Annotated in this window: 16 protein-coding genes; 6 read left to right on the forward strand and 10 right to left on the reverse strand. The window is 61.0% G+C overall.

Translation table 11 applies throughout. The annotated features are described in order from the left end of the window. The 10 genes from RFA01S_RS23460 to RFA01S_RS23510 all read right to left on the reverse strand — a co-directional run. The coding region (locus RFA01S_RS23460) for an alcohol dehydrogenase catalytic domain-containing protein (RefSeq protein ID WP_139278530.1) at nucleotides 1–685 on the reverse strand (685 nt) is incomplete at its 3' end. Between the two features lie 68 nt (nucleotides 686–753). After that, complete coding sequence (locus RFA01S_RS23465) at nucleotides 754–1842, reverse strand: NADP-dependent oxidoreductase (RefSeq protein ID WP_139278531.1); 1089 nt, start codon at nucleotides 1840–1842, stop codon at nucleotides 754–756. Nucleotides 1843–1936: 94 nt separating this feature from the next. Next, on the reverse strand, nucleotides 1937–2902 hold the full coding sequence (locus RFA01S_RS23470; RefSeq protein WP_032388699.1) for a PDR/VanB family oxidoreductase: 966 nt from the start codon (nucleotides 2900–2902) through the stop codon (nucleotides 1937–1939). A gap of 113 nt (nucleotides 2903–3015) precedes the next feature. After that, nucleotides 3016–3969 carry a VOC family protein gene (locus tag RFA01S_RS23475; RefSeq protein ID WP_032388700.1) on the reverse strand — a complete coding sequence of 318 codons (954 nt, stop codon included), beginning with the start codon at nucleotides 3967–3969 and terminating at the stop codon, nucleotides 3016–3018. Between the two features lie 42 nt (nucleotides 3970–4011). Continuing rightward, on the reverse strand, nucleotides 4012–4686 hold the full coding sequence (locus RFA01S_RS23480; RefSeq protein ID WP_032388701.1) for an alpha/beta hydrolase: 675 nt from the start codon (nucleotides 4684–4686) through the stop codon (nucleotides 4012–4014). Between the two features lie 385 nt (nucleotides 4687–5071). Then, entirely contained in the window at nucleotides 5072–5857 is a 786-nt protein-coding gene (locus RFA01S_RS23490) for an N-acyl homoserine lactonase family protein (RefSeq protein ID WP_230597334.1), read from the reverse strand. After that, entirely contained in the window at nucleotides 5854–6882 is a 1029-nt protein-coding gene (locus RFA01S_RS23495; RefSeq protein ID WP_052060898.1) for an alpha/beta fold hydrolase, read from the reverse strand. Before RFA01S_RS23495 ends, RFA01S_RS23490 begins: the two co-directional genes overlap by 4 nt. After that, nucleotides 6879–8078 carry a cytochrome P450 gene (locus RFA01S_RS23500; protein ID WP_032388703.1) on the reverse strand — a complete coding sequence of 400 codons (1200 nt, stop codon included), beginning with the start codon at nucleotides 8076–8078 and terminating at the stop codon, nucleotides 6879–6881. The genes RFA01S_RS23495 and RFA01S_RS23500 overlap by 4 nt, the downstream gene beginning before the upstream one ends. 58 nt (nucleotides 8079–8136) lie before the next feature. After that, entirely contained in the window at nucleotides 8137–8982 is an 846-nt protein-coding gene (locus tag RFA01S_RS23505) for an SDR family NAD(P)-dependent oxidoreductase (RefSeq protein WP_032388704.1), read from the reverse strand. After that, a complete protein-coding gene (locus RFA01S_RS23510; protein ID WP_032388705.1) occupies nucleotides 8979–10190 on the reverse strand; it encodes an FAD-dependent oxidoreductase in 1212 nt (403 codons plus the stop codon). Before RFA01S_RS23510 ends, RFA01S_RS23505 begins: the two co-directional genes overlap by 4 nt. 346 nt (nucleotides 10191–10536) lie before the next feature. Between RFA01S_RS23510 and RFA01S_RS23515 the strand changes: the two genes are divergently transcribed. The 6 genes from RFA01S_RS23515 (at nucleotide 10537) to RFA01S_RS23540 (ending at nucleotide 16855) form a co-directional block, all read left to right on the forward strand. After that, complete coding sequence (locus RFA01S_RS23515; RefSeq protein ID WP_032408325.1) at nucleotides 10537–10935, forward strand: carboxymuconolactone decarboxylase family protein; 399 nt, start codon at nucleotides 10537–10539, stop codon at nucleotides 10933–10935. Next, on the forward strand, nucleotides 10928–11851 hold the full coding sequence (locus tag RFA01S_RS23520) for an NAD(P)-dependent oxidoreductase (protein ID WP_052060899.1): 924 nt from the start codon (nucleotides 10928–10930) through the stop codon (nucleotides 11849–11851). Before RFA01S_RS23515 ends, RFA01S_RS23520 begins: the two co-directional genes overlap by 8 nt. 27 nt (nucleotides 11852–11878) lie before the next feature. Next, nucleotides 11879–12577, forward strand: a complete 699-nt coding sequence (locus RFA01S_RS23525; RefSeq protein ID WP_052060900.1) for a GntR family transcriptional regulator — start codon at nucleotides 11879–11881, stop codon at nucleotides 12575–12577. Nucleotides 12578–12635: 58 nt separating this feature from the next. After that, nucleotides 12636–13715: a maleylacetate reductase gene (locus RFA01S_RS23530; protein ID WP_032388707.1), complete on the forward strand. Its 1080-nt coding sequence runs from the start codon at nucleotides 12636–12638 to the stop codon at nucleotides 13713–13715. A 515-nt stretch (nucleotides 13716–14230) separates the two neighbouring features. Then, entirely contained in the window at nucleotides 14231–15421 is a 1191-nt protein-coding gene (locus RFA01S_RS23535) for a cytochrome P450 (RefSeq protein WP_032388708.1), read from the forward strand. A gap of 96 nt (nucleotides 15422–15517) precedes the next feature. Further along, a complete protein-coding gene (locus RFA01S_RS23540) occupies nucleotides 15518–16855 on the forward strand; it encodes an MFS transporter (protein WP_052060901.1) in 1338 nt (445 codons plus the stop codon). Nucleotides 16856–16868: the final 13 nt, after the last annotated feature.

Here is a 16868-nt window from a genome sequence, read left to right on the forward strand (position 1 = left end):
CAGTGTGCGTGGCACCGAGTTCGAGAGCCCAGTCGAGTTTCTTCTTGTCGCGGTCGACGGCGATGATCGTCGACGCCCCCGCCAGGCGGGCCCCGGCGATCGCAGCATCGCCGACACCGCCGCACCCGATCACCGCCACCGAATCCCCGCGGGAAACGTTCCCGGTGTTCATCGCCGCACCCAACCCGGCCATCACCCCGCACCCGAGCAACCCCACCACCGCCGGATCGGACTCCGGGTCGACCTTGGTGCACTGGCCTTCGTGGACGAGGGTCTTGTCGGCGAACGCCCCGATCCCCAACGCCGGAGAGAGTTCGGTGCCGTCGGCGAGAGTCATCTTCTGCGACGCATTGTGGGTGTCGAAGCAATACCAGGGGGTGCCCTTCTTGCAGGCTCGGCATTCCCCGCACACCGCACGCCAGTTCAACACCACGACATCACCGACCTCGACATGAGTGACAGCGTCACCGATCGCTTCGACGGTGCCTGCGGCTTCGTGGCCGAGCAGGAACGGGAACTCGTCGTTGATGCCGCCCTCGCGGTAATGCAGATCGGTATGACACACCCCGCACGAGGCGATGGTGACCACGACATCGTTCGGGCCGGGATCGGGAACGGTGATCGACTCGATCGAGACGGGCTCGCCCTTGCTCTTGGCAACGACGGCGCGAACTGTTTGCGGCACAGTAGAATTCTCCTCTTGTCCAGTGATCGTTGACGTGGAAGGAAGCACATCCGTCTGGTTCAAGGCCGTCAGACCCGAACCAACAGCTTCCCGGTATTCTCGCCGGAGAACAGCAACTGCACAGCCTCAGGCGCTGCAGCCAAGCCCTCCACGATGTGTTCGCGGACCGACAGAGTTCCGTCGGCATACAACCTGGTGAGGATGGCGTCAATGCGGGACATGTCGGCCGCGAAATCAGGTACTACGAATCCTTGAATTTTTGCACGCTTGAATAATAGATTTGGGAGGTTGATTATCCCGTACGCATCACCGGGTCCAGCGATATTGTACTGGGACATGGCACCGCACAGAGCGATTCGGCATCCGGTTGCCATGTTGTCCAGTACAGCATCGAGGATCGGGCCTCCGACGTTGTCGAAATAGACGTCGATTCCGAGGGGACATGCTTCGGCGAGACGAAAAGCGACGTCGTCGCTCTTGTAGTCGATCGCACAATCAACCCCAAGGTCGTCGGTCACGTACCGGCACTTGTCGGGCCCACCCGCCAGCGCGACGACTCGACATCCTCGATCTTTGGCGATCTGTACTGCGATCGACCCGGTTGCACCGGCGGCACCGGAGACGACAACGGTGTCGTTCTTACTGATCCGGGCGATCTCGTACAGACCGATCGCAGCTGCCCGCCCGATGTGCGAGAAGATCGAAAGGTACGCCGAATCTGGTATTTGATCGCTGGCGATATGCTTCTCCAAACGAGCCGTTTCGACAGTGGAGTATTGCTCCCACCCCCACATTCCGCCGACGTGATCACCAATGGAGAAGGCCGGATCAGCGGTCGCTACGACCACTCCTGTCGCCGCGCCGATCATCACATCACCCACGGCAAGGGGAATGTACATCGAGTTCGGGTCGAGTTTCAGCCAGTTCCGCGTGGTGGGGTCGACGGACAGCAGCGTTGTCCGGACAGTGACCTGCCCCGGCCGTGGGGTAGGCACCGCGCGTTCAGCCCACCGAAGGCACGTGGGATCGTAAACACCTGTTGATGCTTTCGCGATGACCCAACCGCCGCTGCGATTGGGAAAGTCCTGACCCGCAATGCAATCGACAGTTGGGGGTGCTTCGACGTTCGGTTGTGGAGAAGTCAAGGTTCGCTCCATTTGCTGATGGATCTGCGGCAAAAGCACATCGCCTGTGGAGCGCGTGCGTCGTGCGGCCCAGTTGTTCTGCCCGAGTGGCACTACCGGCGATGGCCTAAAGATCGAGGACGAGTTTGGGACAAGCGGCGCGCGAGACGCAGATCATCATAGTGTCGTTGGCACCCTGCTCCTCCGGCGTCAACAACGAATCGCGGTGATCGACGTCGCCGGCGATGACCGGTGTCTCGCACGTACCGCACGTTCCGGCCTCGCATGATGACAGAACCTGGACGCCGGCCTCGGTCACGGCCTGCAGAACGGTTTGCTCGGGTGTGACGGTGATGGTCTTTCCTGTGCGGGCCAGCTCTACCTCGAAATCGCCGGAGATAACCGGCTCATCCATTTCTTTGGCGACGAATCGCTCGATGTGCAGCGACCCTGTTTTCCATCTGCTGCACTGGTCGGTGACTGCGTCGAGCAGCGGTGCGGGTCCGCAGCAGTAGACAAGGGTGTCGGACCGCGGTACCGCGAGCAGGCCAGGCAGGTCGATCATGCCGGCCACGTCCTGTGGATGGAGGACTACCTTTTCTCCGAACCGGTCTGCCAAGTGTTGGGCAAATGCCATGGAACCGTGGTTGCGGCCTCCGTAGACGAGTTTCCACTCGGCCCCCTGTTTGTCCGCAGCGTCGACCATGGTGAGGATCGGGGTTATGCCGATGCCGCCGGCAATGAAAAGATATTTCGGGGACGGGTGCAGTTCGAAGTGGTTGCGAGGCCCGCGTACGGTGACGCGGTCTCCTTCGTCGAGTTTGTCATGGATCAGCTGTGATCCCCCTCGGCTCAGTGGTTCTCGCAGAACCGCTATCTGCCATTCGCTGTTGTCTTGGGGATCTCCACACAAGGAGTATTGGCGAACGATTGTCGACTCGAGCACGAGATCGATGTGTGCCCCCGGCGTCCAGGTCGGAAGGTCCCGTCCAGAGGGGTCTCGAAGCCGGAGAACGACCACATTGTCGGCGGCCTCTGTTTTGCTGGCAAGCGTCAACGACAGATCGGTTTCGTTGCTTGCTGTCGCGTTCATTGGTTACTTCCTTATCGGTCGAACGTGCTCGGGTCGCCGTGTGGGCGTGTGGGTGCTCGGGACGGGACGACGGCTCGTAAGCTTTCGTGGACCCGTCCTGAGCGCCCGGTCACTCAGACCTCGATGTGCTCTAACTGCTCGAAGATTTCCGTACGCTGAACCTCGAACTGTGGCGGCAGTTGGAACCGCGATCCGAGTTCGTGGGGCGATTCGTCGCAATCCCAGCCGCCGTCGGCGTGCGTTACAGCCAGCTCGAAGAGGCATCCGCCGGGAGTGCGCACATAGACGCTCTTGAAGTACTTGCGGTCTTTCAGCTCCGAGATGTCGGTGTAGCCTGCGCCTTCGATCCCGAACTTCACCTGATCCTGGTTGTCGAGGGTGTCGAGGTTCCATGCGAAGTGGTGGTAGGTTCCGGCACCGTAGTGCCACGTCCCTTGATCTTCGGACACATTGGCCGTCAGCTCGATGTGGTTGCCGTACTTGGCGTTTCCGACCTGGAAGACGGCCCGATCTCCTTCCTCGGTGAGCTGGCCCTGGGAAAAGAATGTGTCGTTGGCGAAGTCGATCATGCGTTCTGGCGTAGTGACGTGGATACCGACGCCGTGCAGCCCGTGGATTGCGTATTCGCGGGGTACTCCACCCTCGGTCCACCCTTCCCGCTCGTCGTTGTCGTTTTCCACCAACTGGTATTCGATACCGCAGGGGTGGCGAAATGCGAGACGGCGACGGTCGAACACGTCGAGGTTCGAGACCTCGACCTTTCGTTCGCTCAGTCGCCTGTACCAATATTCGAGAGATCCGCTGGGGACGGAAAGTAGCACTTCACGGGCCTGATTGGTGCCACGCTTGCCGAACATTCCTGCCTGCGCCCACGGGAATGTGGTGACGACAGACGATGGATCGCCGTTGGCGTTGGAGTAGTAGAGATGGTAGATCGGTGTGGTGCCGTCGAACAGGACGGTGCGCTTGATGAAACGCAGGCCCAGGGTCTTGACGTGGAAATCGACGTCCTCTTGGGCGTGTCCGACTGACAGGGTGACATGGTGTGAACCTTCTACGTATGTCATGGTCTCTTTCTCCCTTTGTAAAGTGATTGCCCGGTTTGGGCTCTAACTGGCAGTGCTCGCGGCGCGTTCGAGCAACGCGCGCAGATGTTCGACGACGATGTCGCTGACGTGGTGTTCGGGATCGTTGTAGACGTGCAGTTCTGCATCGGCGGCTAGATCGGTGAACGCTTCAGCGGTGGCGTTCACTCGTGGAAGCGGCACCCATTCGTCGCGCGCTGCGGTGGTCAGCAAGGTGGGCATGGCCATCAGCCCGGGTATCTGTCTGGGCCATTGGTGTTCTGTGGGTCCGATGTAACCGCCGGTGAGTATTGCAGCACCCGCATAGGGGATCTGTGTTCGGAGCAAGTGCTCCGCGAGCAGGCACGCGCCTTGCGAAAAGCCCACGACGACAGTCCGTTCGGGCGTGACGCCCTGCTCGATAAGCCATTGCAGATGGGTCGAGACCGCATCCAAGGCGTTGTCGAGTGAGGGCTGGTTTGCGTCCACGGAGTCGGTGAAGCGGGCCGGATACCAGGTGGCGTCGGCGGCCGCAGGTAGTACGTAGGCGATCCCATCCAGGCCGACACGGTCCGCGACCTGCGCCATGTAGCTGGGTTGCTGTCCGCGTCCATGGATTGCGTACACCACTAGTCGGGCAGATGCGAGGTCGGCAGCTCCGTGAAACTGCAATTGTCGACGCAGGTGTGGATTGCGTTCATTGATGTTGGTATTGCCCATCAAGGGTCGGTCCTTATCGGTGGCCGGGTGTGTGGGAGTGGCTCTGTATGGCAGCGCTTCTCGGAGGTCCGTTACGTTCGTATGCGGACTGTTGGCGGGCTTGCTCCGCGGCCAGGGTGTCGTCGTCGCCGCGGTGGCGCGCGATGAGCGAACGTTTCGCTGCGGTGCCGACGTGGCACAGGCCGGGTACGTCCGGATTGTCCACGCAGGCTGTGCTTCCGGCGGCCGGCCAACGAGCGCGGCCCGAGAGACCGGCCGCTGTGTACCGGCGGACCGACTCCATCCCACACTTGCTGCATGTCTGTTGCGCGGCCGGGGGGCTCGGCACCAACGATTCAAACGTGTAATCGCATGCTACACAATGATAGTCGATGAGAATCATATATCACTCCTGCGCGTTCCGGGCCCCGCCGTACGCGTCCCAGTCTTGGGGATCGTGCCCGACCCAGATTTTGGCGCCGTGCTCGTCTCGGTAACGTTTGAGCGTTTGGATGCTGCGTTTGCCGATCTCGGGATCCCAGTCGTGAGGGTCCGGTGCCTCTCGGTCGAGTCCCTCGCGTAGATGAACCGTGTCACCGGTGAGAACGATCGACTGGGAGGGCAGGTTGACCACACAGGACAGTTCGCCGGGTGTGTGGCCAGGGGTATGCAGAACCCGGATGGAACCGTCGCCCAGTATGTCGTACTCGGGTTGCTCGATCGTGGTCCAGTCGTAGTCGGTCGTCGGCGCGAGATCGTCGGCGCGCATCAGATGTTGTTGCAGTGGACCGGGATTGGAGAACCAGTCGAATTCACCGGGCCCTACGAAAAATTTCGCGTCCGGAAACAGATACAGACCGCCGGCGTGATCGCAGTGTGTGTGAGAGAGCACGACGTGGGTGACATCGTCGGTGCGAAATCCCAGTGCGGCCAGCTGTCGATCGATCCGTTGCTCCGGGCTGGTGACGATGTTCAGCGTGTCTGCCAGATCGCCGAAGTAAGCGTGCGGGTCATCATTGAGGAGTGGGGAAAAGCTGGTGTCGAAGAGAATCAAGCCCCGGTCGTGCTCGATCAAGAACGCAGGCAAGGGAAAAGTGATTGTGCCTTCGGCACCCACCACGAGGTCACCTGCATCGAGTTCCATGGTCGGCGCGGCGAGTGCTCGTAAGCGCAGCGCAGTAGGGGTGTTCATACCGTGTTCCCTTCATCGTTGGTACGGCTGTGACCAGCGGCTTCGAACCAGGTCTGCACGACGTCGAGGACACGCTCGTTGTGCAGCTCGAAGATCACGCCGTGCCCGTACCCGGACAGGTGATGATCCGGGAGAAAGATGTGGTCGACCTCGACGCCGGTGCGCCGTAGGAAACGGACGCTTGCGTCGTCCCAGTCGCGCCGCCCGGATGCGTCGGTACTGACAACGGCGACCGGGACCTGAGACAGGCCGGGCAACCTGGCCGGATTCGACGGATCGATCGGTGAGCTCACCGGAGGTTCGAAAGAGGGTGCAACGGAGGTCAATCCGAAGTCGAGACCTCCGCGTCGGCCGAGGTCACGCAGAGGCGGGCCCAGCGGTTCGACGGCGACAAGTGCTTTCACGAGGTTTGGACGCCGGTCCGCTGCAAGCCATCCGGCAGGTGCGCCGGCCGAGTGGGTGATGATGATGGATGGTCCGGTTCGGTCGATGAGCGCGGTCAGCATGTCCGCGTCGAGGCGTTGTCCAGTGGCTGCGTCGCCGAATACGGGTTGTGTCGAGGCGAGCAGTGCATCGATCTCCATGCCACCGGCGGTGCGCGTCCACGGCCATTTCGTATGCAGTGCTGTGCGCGGATCGGGTTCGGACGGGGCGAACAAATGGCCGATGACTTCTGCTGTCGCAGCAGGTATCCGGGTGCCGTGGACCTCTTCGTCGTATGGCGACCGGCCGTGTGCGGGCCGGTCGGGAAGGTGCACTTCGAAGCCCCGGTCGATGAGCAGCGGTGCCCATCCGGGGCGGCCGTCCGGGGTGATCGTCCAGTCGGTGGATTGGCCTCCACCTCCGTGTACGAGTATCACCGGAAGTTTGCCGGTGTCGGCCTCGGGGGCATCCCATCGGACGAACGAGTGGCATCGGGCCTCGGCGGGCCCGGTCGAGATCCAGTACTCTCCCCCCCGAGTCGCCGAGAGCTGCTGCGAGGGAGGTGACGTCGTCGCATTCGCCGGAGACTGTGCGGTGTTCATCGCGAGGCGGGTACGAGTCGGACCGGAATCCGGTCGTGCCCGAAGGCTTGAAAGTTCAGAGCTCGGCGAGGTTCCCCGTCGAGCTCGATACGTTCGACGCGGTTGAGCAGGGCTGTCAGTAGACTCTTGGCCTCCAGGCGCGCGACGGCTTGCCCAGCGCAGGTATGGATACCGAATCCGAACGAAAGATGGCCACCGGGGTTGTCGCGATCTATGCGGAATGTATCCGGGTCGGGCCACTTGCGTGGATCGCGTCCTGCGCCGAGCCACATCATCAGCAACCTTGTGCCTGAGGGGATCTCGATTCCGGCGAGCTGTGTGTCCTTGGTGGCGACACGCCCGCCGAAACGAGATGGCGGATACAGGCGAAGTGCTTCCTCGAACGCAGCCTCGACCAAGGCGGGCCGAGAGCGCAGTAGCTGCCACTGATCGGGATTGTCGGCGAACGCCCGCAGTGCACCTGAGATACCGAAGATCGTCGTATCGAACCCGGCGCCCAGCACCGCCTTGAGCAGCTGCTCGGCCTCGGCTTCGCTGATCACACCCTCGTCCGCCGCCGTGTACAGCTGCCAGCCGATGCCGCCCTCGGCTTGCAGTTCTCGTTTCATGTTGGTTTCGACCCATTCGAGAGCCGGCGCGCCGTTGCGCATCTTTTCGAAGTGGTGCTCGTTCTGGGGGCCGAAAGCATTGAACACTGCGTCACCGAAGTTCAAAAGAAGCTCTCTACCTTCGGTAGGGAGTCCGAGGACGTCGGGAAATACTTTGAGGACGTATTGCGCGGCGACGTCATGGTATGCGTCGAGACTCACCGGTCCCCGCGCGAGCAGCGCGTCGACAGTGTTCTCCGCGGTCTCGGTGAAATAGGCGGCCATCTTCGCCATGTTTTCTCTGGAAAAGATACGCAGCATCACCGCTTTGGTCTGCGTGTGATCGGGTGGATCCTGCATCAGAGGGGCGACGGGCCGAAACGGATTGGGCTGGTAGAAAGGCCTGTCGGTCGACGAGAACGTTCTCCAGTCTCTGAGAGCCTTCTGGATGTCGACATGGCGTGTGACTGCGTAGAAACCGTACTTCTCGATGTCGACGACGGGGGCAACCTCACGCAGGATGCCGTCGTGGAAATGCAGGTCGCTCAGGACTTCGGTCGAGAACGGGTCGAAATCCGAACTGGGCGCGCGCGTGACGGTACTGGTCATCGGGTTTCCTTGTGTCGGGGAGGGAATCGCTCACTGCGGTGAACTGGATACAAAGTGGTCAGGTGCCGGCTCGGCGAGCAGCGGGGAGTACCCCGGTCTCCATCCACTGCAGCCTGCGTCTGACACCGGCCAACGCCATGTCCGGATGCGGGAGGATGTGAAATTGGCGATTACGAACCGCGTCGACGACCATGTCGGCCACGGCGGCGGGTTCGAGTCCGTCCGCTGCGGCTTTCGCCTTGAGTTGCTCCATCAGGGCCACCCTGTGGGTTTCGAGAGCAGCGGTGACGCCCTGGGGCAGGTTTCGCTCGGATTCGGGCATCTTGGTTTTGACAGGCCCAGGCGCAAGAATCGACACACCCACGTGACTACCCGCGGAGTCGAGTTCGATTGCCAGGCATTCCGTCAGACCGAGTATCGCGGATTTGGACACGCAGTAGGGGGTCATTGTAGCCGTTCCGGTTGCGAACGCCGCGACCGAGGCGGTGTTGACGATATGTCCCTCGTCCTGGGCTTCGAGCAGGGGAAGAAACACGCGACAGCCGTTGAGCACGCCATAGAAATTGACGTCCATCACCCACTCCCACGCGCGTGCCGGTATCTCGAGGAAAGAACCCCCCGTTTCCACCCCCGCGTTGTTGCACACCAGATGTACTGCTCCAAAGGCGGAGATCGTCTCCTCGGCCAGCGCAGTCACCGCGTCGAGATCGCGAACATCGGTCCGTACGCCGATTACATCCGCGCCGTTCGCTCGCAGACCGGCCACCGACCTGTCGAGAGCAGCAGTTTCGACATCGGCCAGAACTACTTTCATTCCGTCTGCGACGAACCGTTCGGCCAGGGCGAAGCCGATACCACTAGCTGCGCCGGTCACCACCGCCACACGCCCCTCGAGACTGTTCATGCCGTCCCCCCTGCTGCGATTGTCGGAGAGAGCAGGGACGGCGTTTCGAGGGTCTTCGGGAACATCAGGCGGTCGACGAGGGCGTCGTGGTCGGTGGTCAACGATCGGAGACCGACCATCGCCTCTTCCACTTTCTCTGGGTCGGAAGAATGGTAGATCAGCAATTTGTTACGGCTTGCTGCTGGAGAAACTCTGTCTACGAACACATTTCGTCTCTGCAATGCGTAGTCGTCCAGAACGGACTGGCTGGCGTGTCCATCGATGACTGCTGCGAGTGCTTCGTAGAGGACGTACGTGTCGAACAGTCCTGATGTAAGTCCCAGTCCGCCGGTGGGGTTGGTCGCGTGCGCGGCGTCGCCCGCGAGCAGAACGCGCCCGTCACGGAATGCGGAGGCGGCGCGTTGATGCATCCGGTACGGCGAGTAGTCGACGAGCTCGATTCCGTCGATACCGGGAAACACTGCATCGAAGTATTCGGGCATGCGTTCGGTCACGGTGTCCACCGACAACGATTCGTCCTCACAGTAGGTGAATCGCCACAGGTTGGTCGTGTCGATCTTCGAGATGATTGCCCCGTAGCGATCGTCGATCAACATCGTGGTCAACGGCCAACCGTGGGACTCGAGATCGACCCGAATGTTGGTGGCCACGAATCGTTCGGGCCAGGTGGTTCCGTCGAACGTCGCACCGATCTGCTCTCGAACCGTGCTTCGTGCACCGTCTGCGCCGATCAGCCAGTGAGCGGTCAGGACGAGCGACCGACCGTTGGACCTGGTGTGGACTCGAACTCCAGCGTCGTCCTGGACGATATTGTCGACCTCGGTGTTCCACAGAACCTGCGCGTGGGGATATCGGGTGAGCTCCGCGAGCGCAATCTCGACGAGTTCGTTCTGTCCGAGGTGCAGGTTGTATGGGTGCTTGACCGATCCCTCCAGTACGTCGAGCCCGAAGGTGACCTGTTCCCCGGTCTTGTAGACCTGGTAGGTGTAGCTCTGTTTGACGAATCCTCTGTCGATGGCCTGTTCGAACAGGCCGAGACGTTCGAGCCCGTCCAAGACAGACCAGTGATACACCATGGCGCGGGGAGACCGTACGACACCGGTGCCGCGTTCGAGCACTGTGACAGCGATCCCCGCGCGAGCCAGCCCCAGTGCGTTGAGAACGCCCACGGGCCCGGCACCGACAATCAGTACCGTCTGTTGATTCATTCGTCAGTCCGTCCTGTAGTGCGCTTTCGCGGCCCATCCGAGGCCGCTTGCCTTGCGAGATTTTCGTCCGACAATCTGTACGAGGTCTGCCGACGGTACCTTGTGATGGCAATCACCGGCAACACCCACCGTTGAAACAAGTCACATCAAGTGCAGCCCGCTACGGATTTACGCTGGTTAGGGGCCTAAATTCCCATGAAAGATCCCGATTCAGTAACTCGAATTCGCCTGCACTCATTGACCCAAAGGGGCTGAAGCCTTGCGGCTCCGGTCCGATTCCCAGCACAATGACCCGCGGTCCAAGCTTTTCGTATTACAATCTGTCGAACACGACGAAAGGTTCGCTATGACTTCCAGCCGCACTCGCAAAGAGACTTACGAAGACGGTCTCGCCATGCGCAAGAGCGTTCTCGGTTCCGCACACGTCGAAAAGTCGCTCAGCAACGTGACCGAATTTTCGAGGCCGATCCAGGAATTGGTGACCGAGTACTGCTGGGGGGCAGTGTGGACCCGTGAGGGCCTGGAGAAAAAAACTCGAAGCCTGCTCAACATCGCCATGTTGACCGCCCTGAACCGTTCGCATGAGTTGTCAGTGCACGTCAGAGGAGCGATCACCAACGGGTGCACCGAGGAAGAGATCCAGGAGGTTCTCCTCCAGGCCGCCATCTACATCGGCGTTCCAGCTGCGCTCGAGTCGTTCCGCATCGCGGAGTCGACCCTCAATGAACTGCGGGCACATGCCTGATCGCGAGGTGGGATCGGTCGACCAGGGCGGGAACTCACAGGTAGTCGCGTTGATAGGTCTGGGAAACATGGGTACACCGATGGCTCGTAGGCTCCTCGCCTCCGGACATCAGGTCGTCGGGTTCGATCTCTCCGACGACGCGCTGGCCCGATTCGTCGAATCCGGAGGTACCCCAGCACCGTCCGCTCCAGCCGCCGCAGCCGACGCCGACGTAGTTATCCTCATGCTCCCTAGCTCGAAGGTCGTCGAAGCAGTGGTCGAGGACGGATTGGCGGCAGCGCTCAAGCCTCGAGCAGTTCTGGTGGACATGAGTTCATCCGAACCGCTTCGCACGCGAGTCCTCGCGGAAAAGTTGCGCACCGAACGGGACATCGACCTGGTGGACGCTCCTGTTTCGGGCGGAGTCAAAGGGGCCATTGCAGGAAAACTCGTCATCATGGTCGGCGGATCCCGTGCCGCCGTGAACCGTGTGGAGTCGGTTCTCACTGCCATGGGCACACCGACCCATGTCGGTGAAGTCGGATCCGGCCATGCTCTCAAGGCTCTCAACAATCTGCTGTCGGCCACGCATCTGATGGTCACGAGCGAAGCGATGCTCGCCGGTAGCCGCTTCGGACTCGATCCCGCGGTCATGTTGTCCGTCATCAACGGCTCCAGTGGTCGGAGCGGTTCGACAGAGAACAAGTGGCCGAACTTCATTCTTCCCGGAACCTTCGACTCGGGTTTCGCGCTGGGACTGATGCTCAAGGACATGCGAATCGCAACCGACCTCGCAGAAAAACTCGGAACTCCGTCCGATCTCGGACGCGAATCCGTTCAATTCTGGGCCAAGGCAGCCGAGGAGCTCCCCGCCGGTGCCGACCACACCGAGATAGCCCGGTGGCTCGAAAACCAGATATCGGATCGAAATGTATGACAGCCAGACAAATTCTATACTCTGGTCATGACGAGTAGAACTGCCAACGTCTGGGCGACGAGCCCGGTGGGTCGCGTTGCAGCACCGGTACGCGAGCAGGTCATTGTTGCTCTGCGAGAAGCAATTCTCGATTTGCGCCTCACTCCCGGACAACGATTGGTCGAACGAGAACTCATCGAGCAATTGAACGTCTCTCGAACCACCGTCCGAGAAGCCATTCGAGAACTGGCCTCGGAGGGCCTTGTCACCGTCGTCCCACAGAAGGGGGCGATGGTCAGCGCACCTACGGTAGCCGAGGCAATCGATCTCTACGAGGTGCGAGCTTCATTGGAGTCGTTGATCGTCACTCGATTCGTCGAGCGAGCCACGCCCTCACAGATCATGCGCCTCGACGCTGCTGTCGAACACTTCGCCGAAGTGGTCGGCAGTAGCACAGAGATCCGCGACATCCTCTCGGCCAAGGACCAGTTCTACGTAGTGCTCATCGAGGGAGCAGCGAGCAATACCCTTCGACAGTTGATCGAAGGCATCCAAGCACGAGTGCGCGTCCTACGCGCGACCTCCCTGGCAACATCTGGCCGATCGGCCCACGCTGTGGAGGAATTACGCGCCATCGTGATCGCAGTCAAAGCGCACGACGCCGACCAGGCGGCAGCCCTGTGCGCAGCGCACATTCGCACCGCAGCGAAAACCGCTCTGGCGAAGCTCGACTCGGAACTGCCCTAGTCGCGCACGGTCTGTACTTCCGTGTGCGCTATCACCGCACCGGAAGGACGGACCTGCAATGAACACCACTCTGGTCTTCGACCATGAAACACTCGGACAACGAGTGTTGTTCGGAACGAACATGGCGGCGCAACACCTGGCCTCGGCCACCGCGCACTCACGCGCGCCGATGATCATCGCATCCCGACGCGACTCCGCACTGGTCGATTCGCTTCTGGGTACATCGTCTGCCGCCGCGCTGTTCGACGACGTGCACCCGCATGTCCCGATCGTTCAGGTCGAACATGCCCGAACACTCGCGACGAACATCGAAGCCGATCTCCTCGTGTGCATCGGAGGAGGTTCCACGATCGGCCTGGCCAAGGCCGTCGCGTTGACCTCCGAGCTACCCATCGTTGCGGTTCCGACTACCTACGCTGGATCCGAAGCCACGAACGTATGGGGCATCACGACGTCCAAACGCAAACAGACCGGTATCGACAATCGAGTTCTCCCGGCAATAATCATCTACGACGCCGCCTTGACAGCGTCATTGCCGCCCCACCTTGCGATCTCGAGTGCATTCAACGCTCTTGCACACTGCATCGACTCCATGTGGGCGCCACGCGCAGACCCAATCAACGGAGCGCTGGCGGCAGAAGCGATCCGCGCTCTCGCCGAGGCCATCCCGATGCTCTCGTCCCAGCAAGCTGCAGCAGAGAATGGGCGGGAAACGGCCTTGTACGGTGCGTACTTGGCAGCCGTTGCGTTCGCCAGCGCAGGCTCGGGACTGCACCACAAGATCTGCCACGTCCTCGGCGGACGCTTCGACCTACCACACGCGCAAACCCACACCGCGGTTCTACCCCACGTGCTCGCTTTCAACGCACCGAACGCACCCCGCGCAGAGAGTCGAATCGCGGAGGCTCTGGGCGCATCGTCCGCCTTGGACGGATTGACCGATTTGCGGGACTCAGTCGATGCTCCGGCAGCATTGGCCTCATTCGGACTGCGCGAGTCCGATCTCGAAGAGGCCGTCGAACTCATCCTTCCCGTCGTACCTGCCGGCAATCCGCAGTCAGTGACAAGAGAGAACCTTCATACATTGCTGCGTGGCGCCCTGCTCGGCGACGCCCCGAAGTACTCCTACGACGGCTGACCGACGCCGTTGCGAAAATTTGTATGACAATGTTTGGCTCCATCGCAGCCATAACCGACCGCGTCACGGGGTCGTTTTGGGCGACGAGTTTTGACCTGCAGGCCGGGCGCTGGCGATTGATGGAGCCGGAGGACCTCCCGTGGCGGCCGAAACATAAGTCCCTCACCAGCTCCGTTGCAGATACGGAGTGCTTACAGGCAGTTGGCAGGTCGGTCGCAGAAGCGGTATCCACGGGCGTGTACGGACCGCGCTGGACGGAATCAAAAACTCCGCGAACCCCACGGATATAGTGCGCGTCACATATTGTCGTACAGTATGACTAGCGTTACACTAGGGCGCGGCTTCAAATCGCCAGCAGCTTCTCACACCGAGCCGCCGACCCGGCTTCGCCCTCGAACCGTCCCGTCCATCAAGGGATTCGGAGGCAATGCAGTGAGAGGTCAGATCACACAGCTACCCGAGGCATCACTGCCGTTCCGACCGCGCGTCGATTCACATCACACAGGGGTTTGCACATGACCGTCAACGAAAACGAGAACAGCCGAGCCGTGACGGCGCAGGCCTACTCGCCCACAGAATCGACCGACCCTCACCGCGACTACGAGCAGCTGCGACAGCAATGCCCCGTAGTCCATAGCGACGACTTCGGTGGCTTCTGGAGCCTGATGACGTTCGCCGACGCCTCCAAGGCAAGCCGGGACTTCAAAACCTTTGCCAGCGGGCAGCCTTTCGTGGAATACCCGTCCCCGAACTGCCCGATACCCATCAGCACCAATCCCCCTGTCCATGGGTTCTACAGAAAGTTCCTGAACCAATATTTCGTCGAGGATCGCGTCCAAGCACTTCTTCCGAGCATCGAACGCATCGTGGCCGAACAGCTTGCACCGCTGCTGGCCAAAGGGGGCGGAGACATTTATCGGACGGTCGCCCGCCTCGTACCGCCACAGGTTCTGGCTGAGCTGTTGGGTCTGTCGGCCACCGGATGGATAGAGCTCACCGCATCCCTCGACGAAGCGGACGGGCTGCGGCACGACATCACGGCGTTCGGGTCCCGGCAGGCAACGCTGTGGGACGATGCGGTGACCGAGTTGATCGACGACAGACGAGCATCGCCGCGTGATCCGGCACACGACATCGTCACCGGCATACTGGCTCTCGAGCCGGACGGGCAGCCGATCTCCGACGCCGACGCACGATCGATTGTCACTCAACTCTTCGCTGCAGGCGCAGACACTACAAGCTCCGCAATGGGCTCGTTGGTAAACTACCTGGCGACGAATCTAGTTACACAGCAACAGATTCGACGGAATATGACGTTGCTGCCGGCTGCTATCGAAGAAGTTCTCCGTATGGGGCCCCCTCTTCATCAGACCGTCCGCCGCACCACCAGAGAAACCGAGGTCCACGGTGTGCGGATACCAGAGGGCGAGCTGGTAGCGATCAATGTCGCCTCGGCGAACCGAGACAACAACAAGTTCGACGATCCGCACCACGTCCGACTCGATCGAGAACGCAACCCGCATCTGACCTTCGGCTTCGGACCGCACATGTGCATCGGGGCTCCGATTGCGCGCCAAGAGTTACGGATTTTCGGTGAACAGCTGCTCGCCGGCACCCGATCGATCACCCTCGCTCATCCCGTCGAATCCTCGGGTCGCGCCCTGCGGACAGGGTGGGCCAGTATGGACGTCACGCTGGAGACCTGAGCGCCGGCGACAGTCACCCCGCGATTTAGCTCGAATAACACTGCCCCACAACATCACTCCCTCAGAGCGCCACAGTGCAAGGAGTTTCGATCAGCCATGACCCATGCGCCCAAAAAGACAGACACTGACAGCCGAAAAGTCCGAAAGATCGCCGCCGCCAGTATGGCGGGGACTGCGCTCGAATACTACGACTTCTCCATCTACGGCCTCGCAGCCGCTCTGGTTTTCCCGAGCCTCTTCTTCCCTGAAAGTAGTGCTTTCATCGGCATTTTGGCGTCATTCGGCACCCTTGCGGTCGGGTACTTCGCCCGGCCGGTAGGTGCAATATTGTTCGGCCATTTCGGCGACAAAATTGGCCGCAAACCGGTCTTGGTGATCACATTGGTGATCATGGGTGTGGCATCCACTTTGATAGGACTCCTGCCCACCCACGACACCATCGGTGTATGGGCGGCAGTCGCGCTGGTGACCCTGCGGCTGATTCAAGGTATCGCTTTCGGTGGCGAATGGGGCGGTGCGATACTCATGGCTTTCGAGTACGCCGAGCCCGAGCGCCGCGGATTTTTCGCATCCGTCCCACAAGTCGGGCCGGCCGTCGGTACCTTGATGGGGAATGCCGCGTTCCTCTCGGTCACGCTGTTGCCGGACGAGCAGTTCCTCGCATGGGGGTGGCGCATTCCGTTCGTACTCAGTGCATTGTTGGTTGGACTGGGCCTCATCGTCCGTCTGAAAATCGCGGAGTCCCCCGAGTTCGCGGTCATCAAGCGGGAGGGTGCAGAAGTCAAAGTTCCGATTGCTGCGGTATTGCGGGATCATCTCAAGCCGGTGCTCTTGGTCTGTGGCGGCTTTCTCGGCTACGGCGCTTTCAGCATCATTGCGCTGACCTACCTCGTCGGTTATGCCCGAAACGAGCACGGCGTCTCCAGTTCTGTCACGTTGGTCGCCATTCTCGCGACATGCGTGATTCAGATCCCGGTGATTCTGTTGGGCGGCCACCTCTCGGATCGCTACGGCCGTCGCATCATCATGACTGTCGGACCGCTTGCTGCCGTTCTCGCGACATTCTTGCTCTTCTGGACTGTCAACACAGGTGAACCCTGGTGGATCGTCTCCGGGTACGTGATCGGTATGGGTGTGCTCTTCACCAGTGCTTACGGTGCTCAACCGGCCCTGTTCGCGGACAGTTTCGACCCCAGCATTCGTTACACCGGAATGTCGCTGGGCTACCAGATGGCAAACGTGATCGGGTCCGGTCTGATGCCCTTGGTGGCCACCTTGCTGCTTCGCGGAACCGGGAGCTCGTACTCGATCGCGGTTGCCATCGCTGTCACGTTGCTGATTTCAATGTTCTGCCTCCTCCAACTTGTGAAGATCGCGGCCGCGTCGAACCACCGCGAGCAAAACCTGGCCGTCACCCCATCGATCGCCGGCTGATCGCCCCCACACC

The organism is Rhodococcoides fascians NBRC 12155 = LMG 3623 (assembly GCF_001894785.1).
Taxonomy (GTDB): domain Bacteria; phylum Actinomycetota; class Actinomycetes; order Mycobacteriales; family Mycobacteriaceae; genus Rhodococcoides; species Rhodococcoides fascians.